This window comes from Autumnicola psychrophila, from assembly GCF_031846645.1.
In the GTDB taxonomy this organism is placed as follows: Bacteria; Bacteroidota; Bacteroidia; order Flavobacteriales; family Flavobacteriaceae; genus Autumnicola; species Autumnicola psychrophila.
In genome coordinates this window covers 64122-82257 of sequence record NZ_JAVRHN010000008.1, presented here as the reverse complement: position 1 = coordinate 82257, position 18136 = coordinate 64122, and the positions used below count along the sequence as shown (strand labels likewise).

General features: G+C 38.3%; 7 protein-coding genes. All 7 read right to left on the bottom strand.

All coding sequences use genetic code 11. The features are described from left to right. Positions 1-51 precede the first annotated feature (51 nt). A complete protein-coding gene (locus tag RM541_RS11620) occupies positions 52-3855 on the bottom strand; it encodes an eCIS core domain-containing protein (protein ID WP_311500319.1) in 3804 nt (1267 codons plus the stop codon). 9 nt (positions 3856-3864) lie between these two features. After that, positions 3865-4275: a hypothetical protein gene (locus RM541_RS11615; protein WP_311500318.1), complete on the bottom strand. Its 411-nt coding sequence runs from the start codon at positions 4273-4275 to the stop codon at positions 3865-3867. A 27-nt stretch (positions 4276-4302) separates the two neighbouring features. Next, the gene (locus tag RM541_RS11610) at positions 4303-4644 is read right to left on the bottom strand and encodes a hypothetical protein (protein WP_311500317.1); all 342 of its coding nucleotides are present in this window, start codon (positions 4642-4644) and stop codon (positions 4303-4305) included. Beyond that, a complete protein-coding gene (locus tag RM541_RS11605; protein WP_311500316.1) occupies positions 4641-4973 on the bottom strand; it encodes a hypothetical protein in 333 nt (110 codons plus the stop codon). Before RM541_RS11605 ends, RM541_RS11610 begins: the two co-directional genes overlap by 4 nt. Before the next feature lie 71 nt (positions 4974-5044). Next, positions 5045-6517 (bottom strand): contractile injection system tape measure protein, encoded by a 1473-nt coding sequence (locus RM541_RS11600; protein ID WP_311500315.1) that lies wholly within the window; start codon positions 6515-6517, stop codon positions 5045-5047. Position 6518: 1 nt separating this feature from the next. Beyond that, positions 6519-13406, bottom strand: coding sequence for a hypothetical protein (locus RM541_RS11595; RefSeq protein WP_311500314.1), 6888 nt, complete (start codon positions 13404-13406; stop codon positions 6519-6521). A 22-nt stretch (positions 13407-13428) separates the two neighbouring features. Further along, positions 13429-18135: a baseplate J/gp47 family protein gene (locus RM541_RS11590; protein WP_311500313.1), complete on the bottom strand. Its 4707-nt coding sequence runs from the start codon at positions 18133-18135 to the stop codon at positions 13429-13431. Between the last annotated feature and the right edge of the window lies 1 nt (position 18136).

The window sequence follows — 18136 nt, the reverse complement described above, 5'->3', positions numbered from 1 at the left end:
TTATTTTTTCAGGTAATGGTTAAATAATTTTTTTTACATTATTTTGAAATATTAAAGCTCAGCTAATTCTGAAGTACTATTCCTTTGTACTCCGGGGGGAAGATTCGATGCAGTTTCAGTGTCTTTCAACTCTTTTCTCTGAATAGTTGGAGCATCTTTCTGGATTAGATCTTCGTTAGGAACATATGCATATCCATTGAAATTTGGATTGATAGAATAACTATGATGAACACCAGAATTGTCTATATAAGTTTGCCTACTTTCCACAACCCAATAGTATCTTGCAAGGCGACGATAAGTTTCTGCGTTTGCTGCCTGAACTAATGCCATCTGTCCCCTAACCCTATAGGCAAAATCAGTGGTATGGCGTTTTACAAACGTAGGTCTGAATCCTTCAAAATCTATTTCCTGTGGATTACCATAACTATTATATACAAAAGCGTTCCTATCTACTCCAAACCAAGCAGTATCTGAAATAGTAAATGTTCCTTCTTCAGCATGTTCTGTTTTCAGTTCATTAAAACTATCATCCTGAACCCTACTTAAATGATTTAATAGTTTGTTCAGTGGCTGGTCAATCACGTTTTTTCGATACAGCATATATTCATTTTCTGCAGAATTCCAAAGTTTTAGGCGCCAGGTACCATCAGGTTCTTTTAGGAACCAAATATTACTGCTACCCCTGGTTCTCCGATCATTCAATTCAGGATTACCCATGGCTTCAATCCAGTCAGTCATAGTCATAAAGCGGATATAAAATTGAGCAATTACAGTTTTAAGATCACTGTCGTAAACATTATCTACCACTACTTTTTTATAATCAGGTCTTTGACTTTCAGGTATTTCTTCATTAATAATTCTATATGCCTCTTCACTTGAAATATTTAATGTGACAGGATTTCCCCAAAAAGTTTCTCCTATCAATTTAATCTGAGGTCTAATGCCCATCTCTTCCCACCAGTATACTTCTCGTAATCCTTGTATTCTTTCCTCTCGTTCCCTTTGTACGGAGGATTCTTCTGCTGCTTGATAGCTATCATAAAACTCAAAACCTATACGAAGCAATTCTATAGCAGCTAATATTCCCGCACCAACACGCGAGCGCATAGCCACAGGTGCAGTTCCCCCTAATTGACCTTCCTGAGCCCTTCTGGCAAGATTGTTTAGTTGCATTTGTCTTGAAAGATTGATGGCCAGTTGAGAACGAAAGGCTATTTTTCGGCTTTGGGCTTCACTAATTCCCATCCTTTTGGCAACTCTCTGCACATAATTACGATTCCATTCAGCTCTAGTGCTTCTCCAGGCACTTCTTAGTTGTCTATTATATTCAGTGGCTCCTAATTCTACCCTTGCATCTCTCATTAATTGACGAACCAATTGCCTTTGTTCCGTTTTTAATGTATTCATTCCAGCCAGGTTTCTTTCACGGATTGCCTGTTGCATTTCCAGGGTATTCAAAAATACCCGGCCCATCAGGTTAATTCCATCTCTAATCAAAGCAATTGAATTTTCTATACCTTCTAAATTAACTGATCTTATTGTGGTTTGTATGTTATTTACCTCAGTAGAAAGTTGTGCAGTATTAGCTGAAGCTCTCATGCCCGTTGTTTGGGCCGCAGTTGCAAGTTCGCCCCAGAATGTATTAAGACGGTTGCTGAGACTACCTTTATGTGTTTCTATTTCTGAGCGCGCAGAACCTAAGGCAGATGATAAATTAGCTCCTTGTCCAGGTACCAGCCTAAAAGTAGACTCCATGGCCTTCAGCGTATCTGAATTGTTTAATATTCTATCTCTTAATTGATAGGCTTCCATTATTGTACTGCTATTGGTGTTACCCATAGCGATTACACTTGCAATCTGATTTCCGTTAAGTACAATTCTATTATTTACCCCCCTGCTGATTTGCCGCACACCTGTAGTTTCCCCGGGGTTATCCATAATCCTTTCTACAGGGATTTGTGCCGTATCCAAATACCGTATAGAAGCACTTTCGGAGGTTGAGAAGTTCTGGCTTGTTTGAGTAAAAAAGTTGGTTCTGCCGTTACTGGATTCAAATAACAATCGTAAAAACCTGGTCATGCCTGCAACATCCGGGCCTCTATTTACAGCACCTCCATGATGGGGAAATTCTACACCAGTCAGATTACGGGCACCTCCTCCCAAAATTCTTCTCATCGCGTTTTCTCCTACCATATTAACGACTTCATTTAGTAATCTTCCTTCAACATCTCCCGTAAACAAATAAGTACTGTTATTGCGTAAATCCCTCATTACCGTTACCGGACTAGTGTTGTTTTTATTAAAAGTTTTAGCTCCCGGGGTATTAAGTGCTGCATGTGCACCTCTGGAGCGAAACTCTGTAAGTTCCATATTTCCTACTATTGATTTTCGAACATCAATACCGGTACCTGTTACATTTAACTGAACAATACTTTGTCCCGGAGCAATTTGCACATTCATAGTATTCCAGGTTCCACTGGACATGGCCTGAATAAGTTGCTGTCTTGTTACTTCTACCACGGCGGCTCCCATTTGCGGAAGGTTAAGTACGGATGAGACCGCATTATAATGATCTGCATCCATATGGCTCAGTTTAATCATACGTGGCACCGCAGCCAAACCGGACGTAGTAAGATTATTTACAAACGTAGCAAGTCTTCTCGCTGCAGTTGAATTGGATCTTACCGCTCCTCCTGCTCCGGCATCCAACATAATACTCTGTCCTCCGATCGAGGATAAAAGTATCGCCCTACCTTTGCCAATTTCAAAAACAAATATTTCTGCTCCTCCCGGGATTGCTACAACAGCGCCTAGTCGAACTGAGGATAAACGTGCAATGGCAGTATAATTTTCCCCGCCAATTTGCACAAAAACAATTCTCCTTTCAGGAGTGATTCCATCGGGATAATGATCGTGAATAACCTGAGCGTCCTCGTCATCAATGCGTACACCCAAATTAGCCAGTGCGGTTCTAATGACTAATTTTTCTTCATCAGTAGCCGGTACTCTTTGAATTTGTGGAACTTCCTTTTTTTGGATCGATTCTCCCTGCTGCACCGTATGTGTCAATTCATGCGCTAGTAAATGTTTGCCGGTAGTAGTTTCGGGATCATACTTCCCGGTATTAAAATAAATATCAGAGCCATGAGTAATCGCCTGAGCATTTAATTCCTTATTCATTTGAACAGACGAATTATTTGTATGTATCCGGACCCCCGAGAAATTTATTCCAAAAGAACTTTCCATCTGTGTACGGATATCTTCGGGCAAAGCCGAACCTCCTCCTTTTGTGGATTTCAACCGGCTTTCTAAAGATGCAGTAGTTCTTTTACCTCCACTTCCTTCAGCTTTTGTTTGCAGTTTTCCTTCTTCCTCTTTATCGCATGCTTCACACTTCCGCTGAATGTTATTCTCGTCATCCGACGGATTAGCATTGCTTTCAAAAATTGGTTTTCGCTGCAATTCTAATGGCGATTCCTGAACTATATCCTCCTCTTCAATCCCGGGTTTTTCAGCCCCCTGTTCACATGCTGTACACTTTTTCTGTATCAATGGGGTAATTGAAGCGGCTAAGGGTTTTGCCTGAACCGCTATTCTGTTTTTCGCTTGTACATCTCTGGTGGTTAGTCTTTGCACCACCTTATCAGCCATAGCATCAGCCTCAACTTCATATTTGTCATTTGGCTGACCAATGGTAAGTTTGGGTTGTATCGTTTTCGGACTAAAAAAAGAATTTTCGTGCGAGGATGATTTTGGAAAAAAGCTATCCTGCCCTTCTTTATTAAAGAAAGGCTGCCGCTTTTTCTGAATAACCTTATTAGCGGCTGAACTCGTTTTTGTTTCGGCTACCTGCACACTTCATTTTTAAAGTTTGCGCTCTTTGATCTGTTCCACAGCTATACTGGATACACTTCCTCCGGTACTTCCTGCAGTATAAACTGCAGTAACATCTAAACTAAAATTGCTCTCCACGACCAGAAAACCTTCAAAACCATGAATAAATGTGATCCCAAAATCCTGGATGTTCCGGCATACAAAGCGTTCCACTCCATCCGGTTTTATTTCAGACGATTTATATTTAGTGATTTCCAAAGGGTTGGCAATCTTTTTCCTAATCTTAATATCCTTATCATGAGGATTGTGAATATTGACCGCGGTTTCATAAACACCCGGCAATAAACCATCTGATGTTTGTGATGTTCCGGGAATATGGGAGGTGCAAATTATTTTAACAGCGTACTGAAATTTGTACTTTCGTTTTATCTCTTTTTCCATGACTATTATTATTAATTTATAATATTATTACTGGTCACTCTGTGTACTGATCTGCCGGCTTAGATAAGCTCCTGTTCCTGGATTATTCCACGATGTATTTTTTATACGGATTTTTAACTTTGTAGTATCCTTAACAGCGGAAGGATTTTCTCTTACTTCCCTCTGTATTTCCGCAACTTCTATAATATTCGTCAATGTTGTTAGGCTAACATCCCTTTCTCCATTGCTAGTATCACTTGAATCAGTATCGGATTTCTTACCTGCCAATACTTTACTGTTTTTCGCATCTTCCTGTTTCTTTACTATTGCTTTGTTTGTCAGATCAATTGCCTTTTCAGAATTTCCTAATAATAAGTTGGCTTCGCTCATGCTTTTAAATCTTTTACACTACTGGTTCTTTTTTCAAGTTTTTCAGTAACATCTTCAAGTTCTTTTCTGGCTTGCTCGTTGTCAGGATTTTTCAGAAGCCGTTCAACATTTTCCCTCATGGCAATTTTGTTATTCCCAACCTGTATTTCTTTGATACTGGGATAGGCAATCATGATAATGGCAATAGGAAAAAAATAGAGCAATTTCTTTATATCCTCATTTTTGATGATATAATAAACCAGCCCTATACATAAAATTGCAAACAAAAAAGCGCCTAAGAAAAGAAGTACTATTTCATATAAATAAAGGTTGTCGAAAATACTTTCCATAATCTCATGATTTAATTAATCAAACAACAATAAGATGATTTTTAAGCCTTCTATAATCCGAAACCTGAAATTCACCTCCATGCTATTTTTAAATGTTCTTCCATCCACGGAAGTTTAATAATACTAATGCCCCATGGTAGCTTGTCCAACAAAATGTCTATTGTTTTAGCTTCGACGATCAATTTCCAACCGGAATCATTTTTCATTAATTTTCCGTCTCTTACTAAAAATCCTTCCTGAAGACCTTCTGGAGAGGTTGTTCCCAAGGCACCCCAGTTCTCTATTACTGCTTTTAATAAATGATTTGATTCTTCCTTTTCAGTCCTACTTAATCTTATAAGATGATATATAGGCAATTTGGCTGGCATACCGCAAAGAAATTTTGGCAACTGCATTTCGTATTCGGGCATCACATCGTTCCCTGTAGCCAAAAACTGGAGAAGCAGAACCGCTTTACTTTGGCAATGAAAATTTTTAAAGTTGTTTTCTTCTAAAAATTCTAATTTTTGAAAAAGCCGGATTAAAAAAGGATGCAGTAATACTAATCCTGCATTTGTAATAAATTGGGTTCTTTTAATTTCATCAAATTCGGCCTGAATTTGATTGGAGCCAGCTGCGGTTATCTCCAGTATATTTTCTTCTCCAATGTCTAAATGAGAAGCTTTATTTTTTTCTGAAATTCTTCCTATTGCTTCATTCATATAAGAATACATTCCAGGTTTGGTTTCAGCAATTTCTTTTAGCTGCCGAAATAGCTTGTCGGGCAATTCTTGAAGAATAGCTCGTTGCAAAACTTCGCTGTTTGATTTTTTCGCCTGAAGGATCACTTTCCTGAGAACTAATTCCCAGTTTTTTATCTCTAATTCCCTGAAATTGATTTTCAGAACTGAAAGAGATTTTGATTCCTTCTTTAAAAACTTTCGTAATTCCTCTTTAAATACAAGCAATTGATTTTGTGAAAAACCGGTGTAAAGTTCTACGATGGATTTTAGATCCTTCTCACTATGTTGAAGGATAAGTCGCTGCAAGGCGTTCTCGCTTTTCAGTAGCGTTTCCTTCAAGCGGGAAATTGCCCGATGTTCTGTGGCAAGAGTTTCCAGAACCTGGGATATCCAATTATTTTCAGGCTTTAGGGCATAAACAGGCAACACTCCTCTTTCCAGCCAAAACAGCCATAACTGAAACATATAATTGGTTGTAGATTGTCCTAATTTCGGTTTTGCAAAACCTTGTGAATTCTCATTGTTTTTTGAATTAATTTCAACTGTATGCTGTTTTAATTCTGCTTCCAGAAGTTGAAGTATTTCTCTGGTAATAGTATCATCATCTAATCCTTTCAGGTTTATTTTGCCAAGGTCAATCTCCACTTTATCCAATTGAAGCACTTGTTCTTCTCCGGCATAACGATCAAACAGATCACTTAATTCCGGAGCTAAATTCTTCCAAACCAACTCACTCAACTTTTGCTGTAAAACATAGGTATCTTCCGCAGCATTGACCTCAACCTGAATAACCTGTTTTCCTATGAGATGATTATTAGACATTTTATACTTTTAACATCTTGTTGATTTCCTTTATGGGTTTAGAATGAGCGGGGGATTTTAAAGCTTTAGAATTCCAGTTTTTAGATAATTGCTTTTCTGGGATACCTTTTTCAGAAAGAGTACTTATACTTTCTTTGAGAGTTGCCAGGTCTTCCTTCGGAATTCCTTCTTTATGCTCCTTTACCAAATTGTCCAGCAGATGAATAGTGGCATTTTGTATCAGTTCTATATACTTATCCTCATTAGGGTTCCCATATAGACTATACCTGTTAAAGAAATTCACCAGATTTGCATAAGCATTTATGGTAGGACTCTCATTTAAGAAGGAAAGCGCACGCTCATAACTTTTGGTCTCTTTAAGTTCATCGTCAGCCAATTCTTCAATATTTTCCAGATAAGCAGAATTTCTTTCTCTAACCGTCGAAAGAAAAATTTCCTCATTATCACGGATAGGTTCCTCTTGAGGAGAACAATATCCCCAGAAAATACTGCCTTCGGGTGCAGGAGGTAAACAACAGGGATTAGTATATCCTTCTTCATTATTTTCACACTTACAATCACCACCTACTCCCGGAATTGTGGGGCACACTGGTTCCGATTTCAGTTCTTTAATACAATCGGTAATGCGACAGTTCGGATATTTTCCATCGGGATCACACCAGGGAGCATCAGGATTTTGTAGCCAATCCAGCCAAACTCTGAATTTATCTTCAAAGCGACACATATCCCTTGGACTTAACCAAAGGACATTAAGTCCCACCAATGCCGGCACTTCTTTATAAAGCAGTTGCTCAAAGGCAGTCCTGGCATCGGGAGTTCTGAAGCCCTTTAACCAGGAAGGAAGAGCGAGTGTTGCCCAAAAAGAATAGGGGTCGCTGCCCGGCAGATAATGTATAACATCAGGTGAATCTTCCGCACAGGGGTCATCTTTATCCATATCAGGATACCATTCTATTGGGCAGCAATAATCAGGACAAATGGGCAGAAGACAATTATCTTCTCTTTCATTATCATTAGCAGTACCGCTGAATTCCCGGCAGTCCTCCTGATTTTTTGGTCGAAGCAGGATATGTTCCAGAATATGCATGCCCATATTATCGGTACAGTTCCTTGTAAAATCTATGGCATCCAATAAATCCTGATAATTTTCATAACGCTGCGGATGAAAACCCAGCTCTTTAGTAGTATCTACAATTTGAAAAGAATAAGGCCCAACATCACTATTCTGAATACACTCTATGGCATACTGTTTATTTTTAAAGATTTCCGCCAGATACCTAAAAGCGTCCAGCGCTGCCTCGCAACAACTATAGCAATTATTACTCATAAAGGGATACTTTGCACTACAGGGATCTTCTTTTACAATCGGATTTTCTTCACAGCCGCAGGGTTGTAACCCGTCTTCTGAAATTTCTTTATCATTATCTGGCCAGTAAAGACGGTAACAACGTTCGTCTTCGCTTATAATTACAGGGAAATAGGTGACAAAACGTAAAAGTTCATCCATCTCATCTCCAAGCCTTTCCATAAAACCCGGGACCCAGTTATCATCCTCATATTTTTCCCGCAGACATTCCTGAAGGATCAGATATAGTTCATCTTTAGGCAAAAGTGCTTTCTTGCAATCTTCTAAACATTTCCTGATCGTAAATACCAAATCACAAATCCGATCCATGCTATTTTCATTCTGATCATCAAAAATTATAGCACTGCTAACATCTAGATTTGGTATTACCTCAGGCGCCTCATCTATTAATCCCTTGAAGTTTAGATAATCTTCCCAGTTAAGATTCTGAAGTTCTTTTTCCCATTTCAAAATTGCCTGATCACGTTCGGCTTCGGAATTATAACTACAGGTATGCCTGGCCAGAAAATAAGAAGGTTCCACAACCTTGAAAGTCCATTTGTTATCTATACAAACCGGAATGAAGTTCTTCGGATCATCGCTGGCATACAGGAAACTGCGTACACCACCGGGAAGGCAATCTCCACAGGCATCTTTTCTATATGGTAAATTGTCGTCACTAACCGAAGCAAAAGCGTCGTCCCAGGCCTCTACTTCAGAAGTATAACGGCAAAAACTTTCCACCAGAACCTCTACCAGGCCAACATAATATTTACCATTTTCGCAAAGTATTCTACAGTTTTGGGAAATTCCTGCCAGAAGGTAAAAATGATTATAAGCTTTTATAGCTTCGGTATAACTGGAATAAGATTCGTTACCCAACCATATTAGACTGCCAAAATCGTCTTTCGGATAATCCCCTTCCATTTCTTCACAGCCTTCAACCTCTAATCCTTCTTCAGCAACAGTAACCTTGAAATTATAAGTTTTCTTAGCCTCTTCTTCTACTTCAAAAATTGGGAACAGGTGAGCCATACGGGTATAAAAATCAACAAAATCTTCTCCTGCCTCTATGATCTTCTTCTTTGTTTCGGAAGGTATCACTGCGAGATAAGAACTGTCATCACAGGAAATATTTTCCGGCTTTTCATAGATTTCATCGAAACTTATTTTAGCATCTATGCCATATTCATCTAAATTCTTAGATAAAAGCAGCAATTGATACCATTCTTTTTCCCAGGCCTTAATCGCTTCTTCATGAGTATCATACCCAAGAAAACTTATCAACGAAAATTCTAGTCCATTTTTATTTTGAAAACATAGTTGGTAATGATATTTATTTGGATCTTTTCCTGGACACACCACCCGCTCTTTTGGAGGACATTGATCCAAATCTATAGGAGGAATCAAATCACAAATCTTCTTTTTAATATTTTCCGCATTCTCTCTTTCAGAACATCGATAAGGATTTACCGCAAGAGGATCATTTTTTTTATAAAATTTCCATTCATATAACTGCTCACGGTTTACCCGCATTTCTTCGGAAATAAACGCTTCTTTAGGCCTGCCTTCCGGATCATAGATCCTTTTAAAATATTTCAGGATTGTCTCTGCTTCTTCAGAAGAGGCTTTATAGGAGTCATCTTGATATTGGATTGCTACCGGTTTTTCAGCAGATTCTTTATAAAATGCGAAGTCATTTTCATCCTGTGACGATTTCATTTCCAACTGTGGTAGCTGCTTGATAAACCTGGCGTATTCTTCTTTTGCTTTCTCTTCAGACGCGAATGAATTATTACTGATCAACAATGGCTTAAATTCTCCATTTTCAGAAAGGTTCCCGTATAAAAAATTAAATCTGGAAGGCGTTGTTTCAACTTCAAAACGATAAAAATGGTCACTAAAAACAGGATTACCAGTCCCGGCTTCTTCCAGAAGGGTCTCTTCAAAATGGGTCCTTGCTTTTGGATTGGAAGAAAATTCCTCTTCAGAATGCAACAGACCTTTATATTCTTCTTTCAGCGCCCAGGTATATTTATTAGGTTGTTTTTTAAGCGAAACCGGAGGCTCCTCTTTTTTAAAAAATCTTAAAGCTGCATTAAGTGCGCGTTTTCGATCAGTTTCAGATTCGTAAGTAACAGCTGGCTCTGCCAGTGAAATAACCGAATTTAAAACTATCCTAAAGCCCAGTTTTTGTCCTTCTTCTCCAAATTCTTCATAATTCATTTTTGAAGTTCCCAGTTTATAAAGCTGCTGCATGTCATCCAGGGCTTCTTTCTGATGAGAATAAAGATGGGTACTCTCAAGATCGGGAAAACTATTCCGGCCCGGGACTTTGAAACTGTAAGCATGTGCGACATTCGTGAGTTTGGGCTCAATATTTTCCTTCTTAAAGGTTTTTGTACATACTTTAATCGTTGCCTCCGGATTAAAAACTTTTGCATTACTTTCTGGAGAAACAGCCACCCTCTCATTTTCAATATTCAGTGAAATTCTAAAGCTGTTTTCATTCAGTTCTTCATAGGAATAGTTGTCAGGGTTTTGCCCCGCCTCTTTTATGATCTCCCATAAATTTTCTACTGAAGATGTTTCATGGTGAAGCTTTTCAGCTTCTAGTGTAACCACTTCATTTATTACCACCTTCCATGAAACTGCGTCCCTTTTTCTGGTAACGTAGGGGGCTAATTCTACATTTTTAATAACATCCTGCCAGGCTTCTTCTTCGGTTGGAAAGGTATTTTCGCTGGAAAGATTTTCATCAGAATCTGCAGCAGTAAATTGCCATTTCCAGTAAGGATGTTTTGTGATCTCCACTTCAAATGGCGCGGCGTCGAAATATAAATCTTTACTATCTAGAGGAAGTAACTTAAAATCTTTTTCTTCTATTCGCTTTTGCTCGTTGATATTTTCAATAAAATCATCTTTCTTTTCCCGGGCAGCTTCAACCGAATTAAGCCTCGTATTCTTGCCTTTAACAACCACCTCTCTATTATCATCTAACAACTGTTGTTCATAACGGTATTTTGAAATGATGATATTTTTTTCCGCAGCATATTCTGAAAAAAGGCTTTCTACCTTCTTCGTATTGAAATCACTTACTTTTCTTTTTAGATCCTGGTACGCTGACGGATTTCTTAAATAATCAAGTATTTTGCCTGCGGAAAATGTATAGGCTTCTTCGCTAGCATAACTTCTGGCAGCCTTTAACAAGATTTCCCCGTTTTCATCTTTTAGTTGAAGCTGGTAACAAGGAGTAACTTCGATATTACACAAATTTCGACGGTCATAATTTTTTATTCCGGAAAGTAGAGAGATTCGCTTTTCAAATCCTGAAACGTTTGAAGTCTTCCAGGAGGGTTTTAAATAGTCAAATGCTTTTCCTCGATTCCGACTTATATCTGCAAAATCGCTAAGAAAAACCGACCCATCCCGGATGGTATTTTCCTTCAGTTCCTCAGGAGCGATTTTCTGCCGATATTTTAAGAGGGTATAATCTGTAAAGCTTTCCCCGAAACGTGCCAGAAGATGATCCAGCATGCTTTGCCTTCGACGGCTATACTCCCCTCTGTTTTCTACTATTTCCTGAATGAAATCGAGATAAGAGACCGGATGATATTTTAAGCTCAAATAATGTTTATCTGGGTCCAGATTATCTGATTTATCACTTACCAGGCTATAATTAGTAGCAATAGATGCCAGAAATGCCACATTTCTACCTTCATTTGCGGCGAGACTGTATTCCTTAAATCTTTTTAGGCCTACCAGGATAATATCATTAAGCAGGTAAGGATGTAATACTAAGAAATATCCATGCTTGTCCTTGAGTACCTCCACCTCGTATTCTTCATTATTAAAACTATCTGTAAGCTGATCAATATAGGTTTCTCTTAAAGTGGCAGACGAAAAAGTGAACAATTCTAGCATTTCATCCTTAGGGCCGCAGGAATTGCTAATGTTAAGCACCGCCCGTGCATTGCTCTCCAATTCCTCTTTCGATTTTTCCCAGTTTTCATCCTTAGCTACGGGCAGGGCCATTTCCGTTACCGGAATCGTATCTTCACTTTTCTGATAGAATTTAAGCAGTTTTTCAATTCCCGGTACGTTCTCCGGAAGTTGAGCATAATATGTCTGCTTCTCCTCTGCAGTTCGATCAGCTTCAGGTTTTAATGAAAAAAGAGACCTGATATTAGATAATTGTGCGGTGTAGTTGGCCAGCAACTGGTCATAAAAAAGCAGATACCCCTTGAGTTGAAGAGCCTTTGTTTTTCTGTCGACAGAAACGTTTTCAGGCAAACCATCTTCTCCTATTCCATAAACTACTGGAAAATCATTTTGAATAGAATAATAACTGGCCAGATCTCCATAAAATTTACCTGAAGGTACTGCAGCATCCAGTTTATCTTCCGACATGCTGAATTTTTTGAAAAATGGAAGCGTGGCCTGGATTCTATTTTTTTCGATACTTAAAAGTCCGCTGGCACTATAAAGATCAATACAGGTCTTTACCATAGAAAAAATAGGAATCTGCGTTTCTTCTATTTTATTAGCTTCTATCCAATAACAGGAAGGATCATTAATATCTGTTCCACCTTTTATTTTAACAGACCTGATCTTTCGGACTCCCTCAATTTTCAAGATCACACTATAGAGATCAGAAATATAAATAGCTGAACGTCTTTCTAAAGCCTCAAATTCTTCGGTATCTACAAAACCAAAGCTATATTCAAGATAAGGACGACCGGCAAAAATTTCGTCCATATCTTTACCTTTATCCAGCAATTCCTGTAGAGTATAATATTTTACCTTTGGCTGGATAAACTCTTTTATAGCGATCAATATGGACTTATAGACCTTCGATGGTTCGAAGCCTGCTTTTATTTCAACATTTGCGCATACCCCAATTTCTAACGGTTCAAGAATGGTAACATCAATCAGGTCTTCACATAAACTCCGGTAACCAGACCATAATTCTCTTGCCTTTTCCTTTAAATCATTATCATCCTCAACCCCGGTTTCTTTCTCTATAAAAATTTTATATAAACCATTTAGTTCTATAGTATCCTCAATAAGATCTCCTTTACAATCCTGGACTCGGTTCTCTGCATTAGGTGCGCATGATAATATATTTTTCCTTTGAATTACTGACAGACTAATTTCCTGGGTAGCGGGTTCTATCCAGGCATTTCGCACCCCGGGACATTCTAGAAGTAATTTCCTATAATCCAGAATAGTAACGGGATTAACACTTAAAATCTTCAGCGGAGTTAAAAAATTATCCTCTTCCTGAAGGGAGTCTTTGGAGCTTATTAAATTCTGAAAAGGGAGGTTGGTTTTGTAGCCAAGATCCATCAGGGCATAGATAAGGACTTCCAGGATCGTAATTCCCGGGTCGTGTACATTATGATCGGTCCATATCTTACCTGAGAGCTTACCTATATGTTCAAGACCTTCTTTTTTAAGCAGGTCAAAATTGAGATAGTCCGGAAATTCCGGATCCTTCTGTTTAATGACTTTTGCGATATTTTCGTCAAAGATTCCTGCCATGACCACTAATTAATTCTTTATATCAGGAAATAATTATTTCATTCCTGTATGCTGCTTTCTCGCATTCTTCTTCATTTATAATTATGCATATCCTACCGCCCGTTAATATCGATCTCGCTGTTAGCGGTTGGATAACTCCCCGCTTCTGGTCACATTTACCCATTAATTTAGTATTCTTTATAAAATCTACATAGTCGCGTTGTTCTACAAAGCCCACCAGATCTGAAAAATTAATCTCCTGTCCAAAAGCAAGTTTTTCGGAATCACCCAGAAACCAGGGTGCCAGAAATTGAGAGATTTCCTCTTTTAATTTCTTAGCATAAAAATTACCCGATTTTCCCCGGTACAATCGCACCTCAATATTTACATCGATTGGTTCATACCTCGGATTCATCACCTTAAGGCGAGCAAATGCTGAAACCTTTTTACGAATATGATCACCTATTTTTTCTAGAAGGCTAACTGGCACCTTGGGATTCATGAGATTCCCTGGTTTTAATTTTTCTAAATCTGGAATTACCGCAATAATGACATACCCAGGTGCTATTTCCAGATCCCTGCGGTATTTTTTTGCCGATAAACCCATACTGTGGGAAATACATTTTACCTTATAGATCTCAGGAAATGCTTCCAAGATTATTTTTTCATAATCCTGAATCATTATTCCCCTGTTTTTATGCTTCAGCTGTTCACTGACCCTCACATAGAAATGACCAGATACTTCGGGTTGTCTGCCTCCAAAAGAATCATACAATTGCGAAACTTTTTTCAAATTGAAATCACTATTAACCGTCTTGGAAATACTTCCAGCAGGTAATGGATTATCCAGCCGCTGTTTATCACTTAATTCACTGAATCGTGCAGAAGTAAGTGCCGCCTGAGTATGAATACCAATAGTTTCAGCTATCGCCTTTACATTTGAAGGGGCAGACACTTTAAGCCAATAAAGATCGTCTGGCATTATGGTATGACCTTTCTTATTAATATCCTCAGGCAGAGCTATGTTTATGATGCCTGAAACGGTAAGTCCATCTGTGGCATCAGAAATAATGTCAAAATCTGGAAGCAGTGGCCTCCAGCTATTATTATTTAGATAATACCAGTTGATAGTTGCTCTATTCTGATCTGAATCGGCAGTGGCTTCAGCCAGCTGGAAAAGTAAAGAAAGATTTCCGCCTGCTGTCACCTCTTCCAGGCCAATAAATAAGGTTCCTTCATCTTCAAAATATGGAAGCAGCGTAGGATTTTCTTCAATATTTTCATGCTTTGAAGTAATTTCATAAGGATACAGATGAAGGAGCTCCATATCATCAATATTAGCAACGGCCTTATAATCTATAGAAAGTGACTTAATTAACGGTGTAAAAGGTTCGTTAGGCGTCCCTCCCACATTGTCCACATCCAGGGTATTAGCTACCCTGATAATTCTTCGCTCCATATCAACCAGAATGATCTCGAGGCCGTAGGAATCTAAATTATTATTGATATTATCATCTGAAATACCATTGGAATCTCCCGCTGGATTATCTTTTATGAAATCGTTAATTTGATCAAGATCGCCTTTAGCATGGTCTAACTGTCCTAGTATAGTTGAAAAATTACCTGAATTTCCAATTTCATCTATAAGATTTCCAATATCTGTTAAAGCCTGTGTGACCCGAGATTTTGAAGCCAGAGGGTTAGCATCGTAATTAGTGTTAATAAAATCAAGGTGGCCTTCTATAGTAATGGCAAGTGATAAAATACCTGGTATGCGGGTATCATTGAGCGAATCAACGTGACCTATCACATTATTAATTTCAGAAATAATTGAAGCCATTTTATTTTTCGCCTCATTGCTAAGCTTTTTGAGTAATTCCAGATCATTCTTAACCAATTCAATCGACTCTGGATCTAATAAATTGGCAAGCGCCATCATTTGTCTGGCAAGTACATAAGGATACCTGTCATGCTGAAAACTTATACCGGCGAGGGTGAGTCTTAAAAAACCCTTTCGGCTTTTTATGGACAATGGTTCCAGATCTTCTTCAGGCATAGATTTTGGCCTGTATTCGTAATCAGTGAAAAACTCTTCTTTTAATTTATGGGAATAAGTATCGCCCGGTCTTAAACCTATGCAGGGATTTGGATCTTCCTCTTCACCTGCATCTATTTCGGCATCTGTAAATTCTTTAGAATTTTCAAATAGAGGAAATAAGTCGTGCAATAAAAGCGTTTCATCTGCAAAATATTCTGAAGAATAATCATCGTCCCAGTGATTGTCGATCCCTCCAGCATCAACCAGATTCGGCGCAGGTGGTTCATTAACATTATACTCATCTTTTACCCAGTTTCCGTTGTTTAAAAAACTTGATAGGAAACGAAAACTCAGGTCTGTGATCGCGATATCATTGTTCTCAAAATTATCGCCTCTATAGTAGCGGTAATGATCATGTAAATTTCCGGGTTTGTCCTTCCAGGTAGTATTTATCCAGAATCTTTGCCAGTTCTTACAGAAAACTTCTTTACTACCTATGTAAAAATTAGCTCCTTTATCTACGTCCCAATTTTGCCCAACTTTAGGCCTTGGGCCAAAAGGCATTATGGGTTTATTTACGTCCTGAAGATTTTCATCATTCTGGACAATCAGGTTTTTCACCCCGCAAACGGTGACATCAATTTTAGCATCGGTCACAATTAAATCCTGCAGTAATTCATAAGGAGAAATATAAAAATCGGCGGCAGGGTCTGGTCCTTTTCTCAGGCAGCATTTTTCATCGTTAGAATCGTCATTATCACAAAGAATTTTTAAATCCCCATTCAATTCTATTTTAACAAGCGGAAAATTATCTACCAGATCCAATTTTTCCTTTAAATTTTCTTCATTATAAAAAACTACCGGAGGATCTTCCGGATCTAGGGTTATATCAAATTTGAATTGAAAATCAGCTCCACCGGCCAATGGTTTTTTCTTTATGGTGAGTGTGGAAGCAGGTTGAATCCATTCTTTTTCTCCACTAAAATAAAACCGGAATAAGGGCTGTTCAACGGTCTTAGAAGCAAAACCAATGGAATTAAGACAATTGGTGATTTTGTTTTTATCATTAGCAGTAAAAACTGGTTCACAGCTAACTTGATCTTTAGCCTCTAAGAAAATATCAAGCTTCTCCTTTTTAACCTCGAAAAGATTCTGTGTTATTAATAATTTGCTGATATACTGCTTCGCAACTAGTGATAATTTGTTTTCTTCAGCCAGGTTTTTATTGCATTCCTCAATAAAAAAATCACTTAATAGATAAATGTTTTCACTACCCGCCAGGCTGAGTTTTTGCTCAATATGATCTATAAGAGCTTCTTTCTCTATAGGACTTAGGCCATCTAATTTTTCAGATAGGTTACAGTTGAGAGTAATAGTCAAATCCCTTTTACCTTCCTCAAGCAATAAAACCGGAGATGAGAGTACAAAACCCAACCGCGCCTTTGGATTTGCTTCCGGTTGTTCTTTTCCCTCAATAATTTTTTTGCTGAATTTGTCACCCAGCGTTGACCAGTTTAGAGCATCCTTAATTTTTTCTCCTTTCCCATCTAATGAATTTGCCACAGGAGCAATGTATACCCCTTCAATAAACTTGTCGTTATCATTGTTCTTAACCGGGTAGAGTGAAAGACTTCGAAGTTGGCTGATTTTAGCCTTATCAAGAATAAGTTCCTGATCCAGGCCAAACTGAATGTCTTGCTTGTTAACATCTTTTCCATCTCTTAGCAGCAGATCCTTCGGCAGCAAATAACCATTCTCAAGATGTTTCGCTATTTCAAAAATTATATGAGCTTTATCTGCCACTGCATCCTTTGCAGTTAACTGCAGCACATTTTTATAAAAGAAATCCAGGTGTTTTTTACCCAGTTCGTTTATATTCCCCTGGAGATGCTTAAAAATTTCCAGGAACGTAAATAATAAAGCTAAATGAGGTTCATGCTTTTCTTGTAAGGAAGCTTTTAAAGGATGAAGGCTTTCCTGAATATACACTGGCGCAGCCTCTATAATCTCCCCAAGTCCCGAAACGAATTGCTCAAAAATTTCAAACGCTATTTCTCCGGCAAGAAGATATCCTGCCGTTTTTCCTTTTTTCACCTGCTGAATACAGGGGTTTAAAGCGTAAATTTCTGAAACACTAAGGGCCCAGGGCTCTTTTAGAAAAGGGTCAAAATTTTTCCTGGTAATACATAAAAATGTAGTGGCAGCATTATATAAACTTATAAAACGCCGTAAGGGTTCCTGAAATGATGATTTAATAATACTTAAGATGGAAGTAATAAAGCTATTTCCAGATTTGATCACCTCAGAATAAAGGGTAGCTGTAGGAAGAATAATTTCATTATAAATGAAGTTCAAAAGTGCCTCCAGAGTTAATTTTGAAGGATTTTCTTTCAGGGCCTGAAGCAATACCGAAAATCTACTCTCCAGATCTTCGGTGGAAATTTTGCTGAAATTTGCTAGCTGAAATGGCAGACTGTTTTTAAAGAAATCAGTCCAGTTATCTGCTTGCTGATATTCCTTATTCTCAGGGTCTTCCTGAACTTCATCATAATTAATGAGACTGGCATACTTAGAAATTAAATATAAACGGTCTCCCAGGCTTTTATCATCAACAGGAGCATAGCCGGGCGAAAGAGCTTCAGGATTCCGATTTCCCTGACTGCTACCGCTACGATTCTTTAGTGGATGCGCTATGTTCGTTGGTTTGATCATC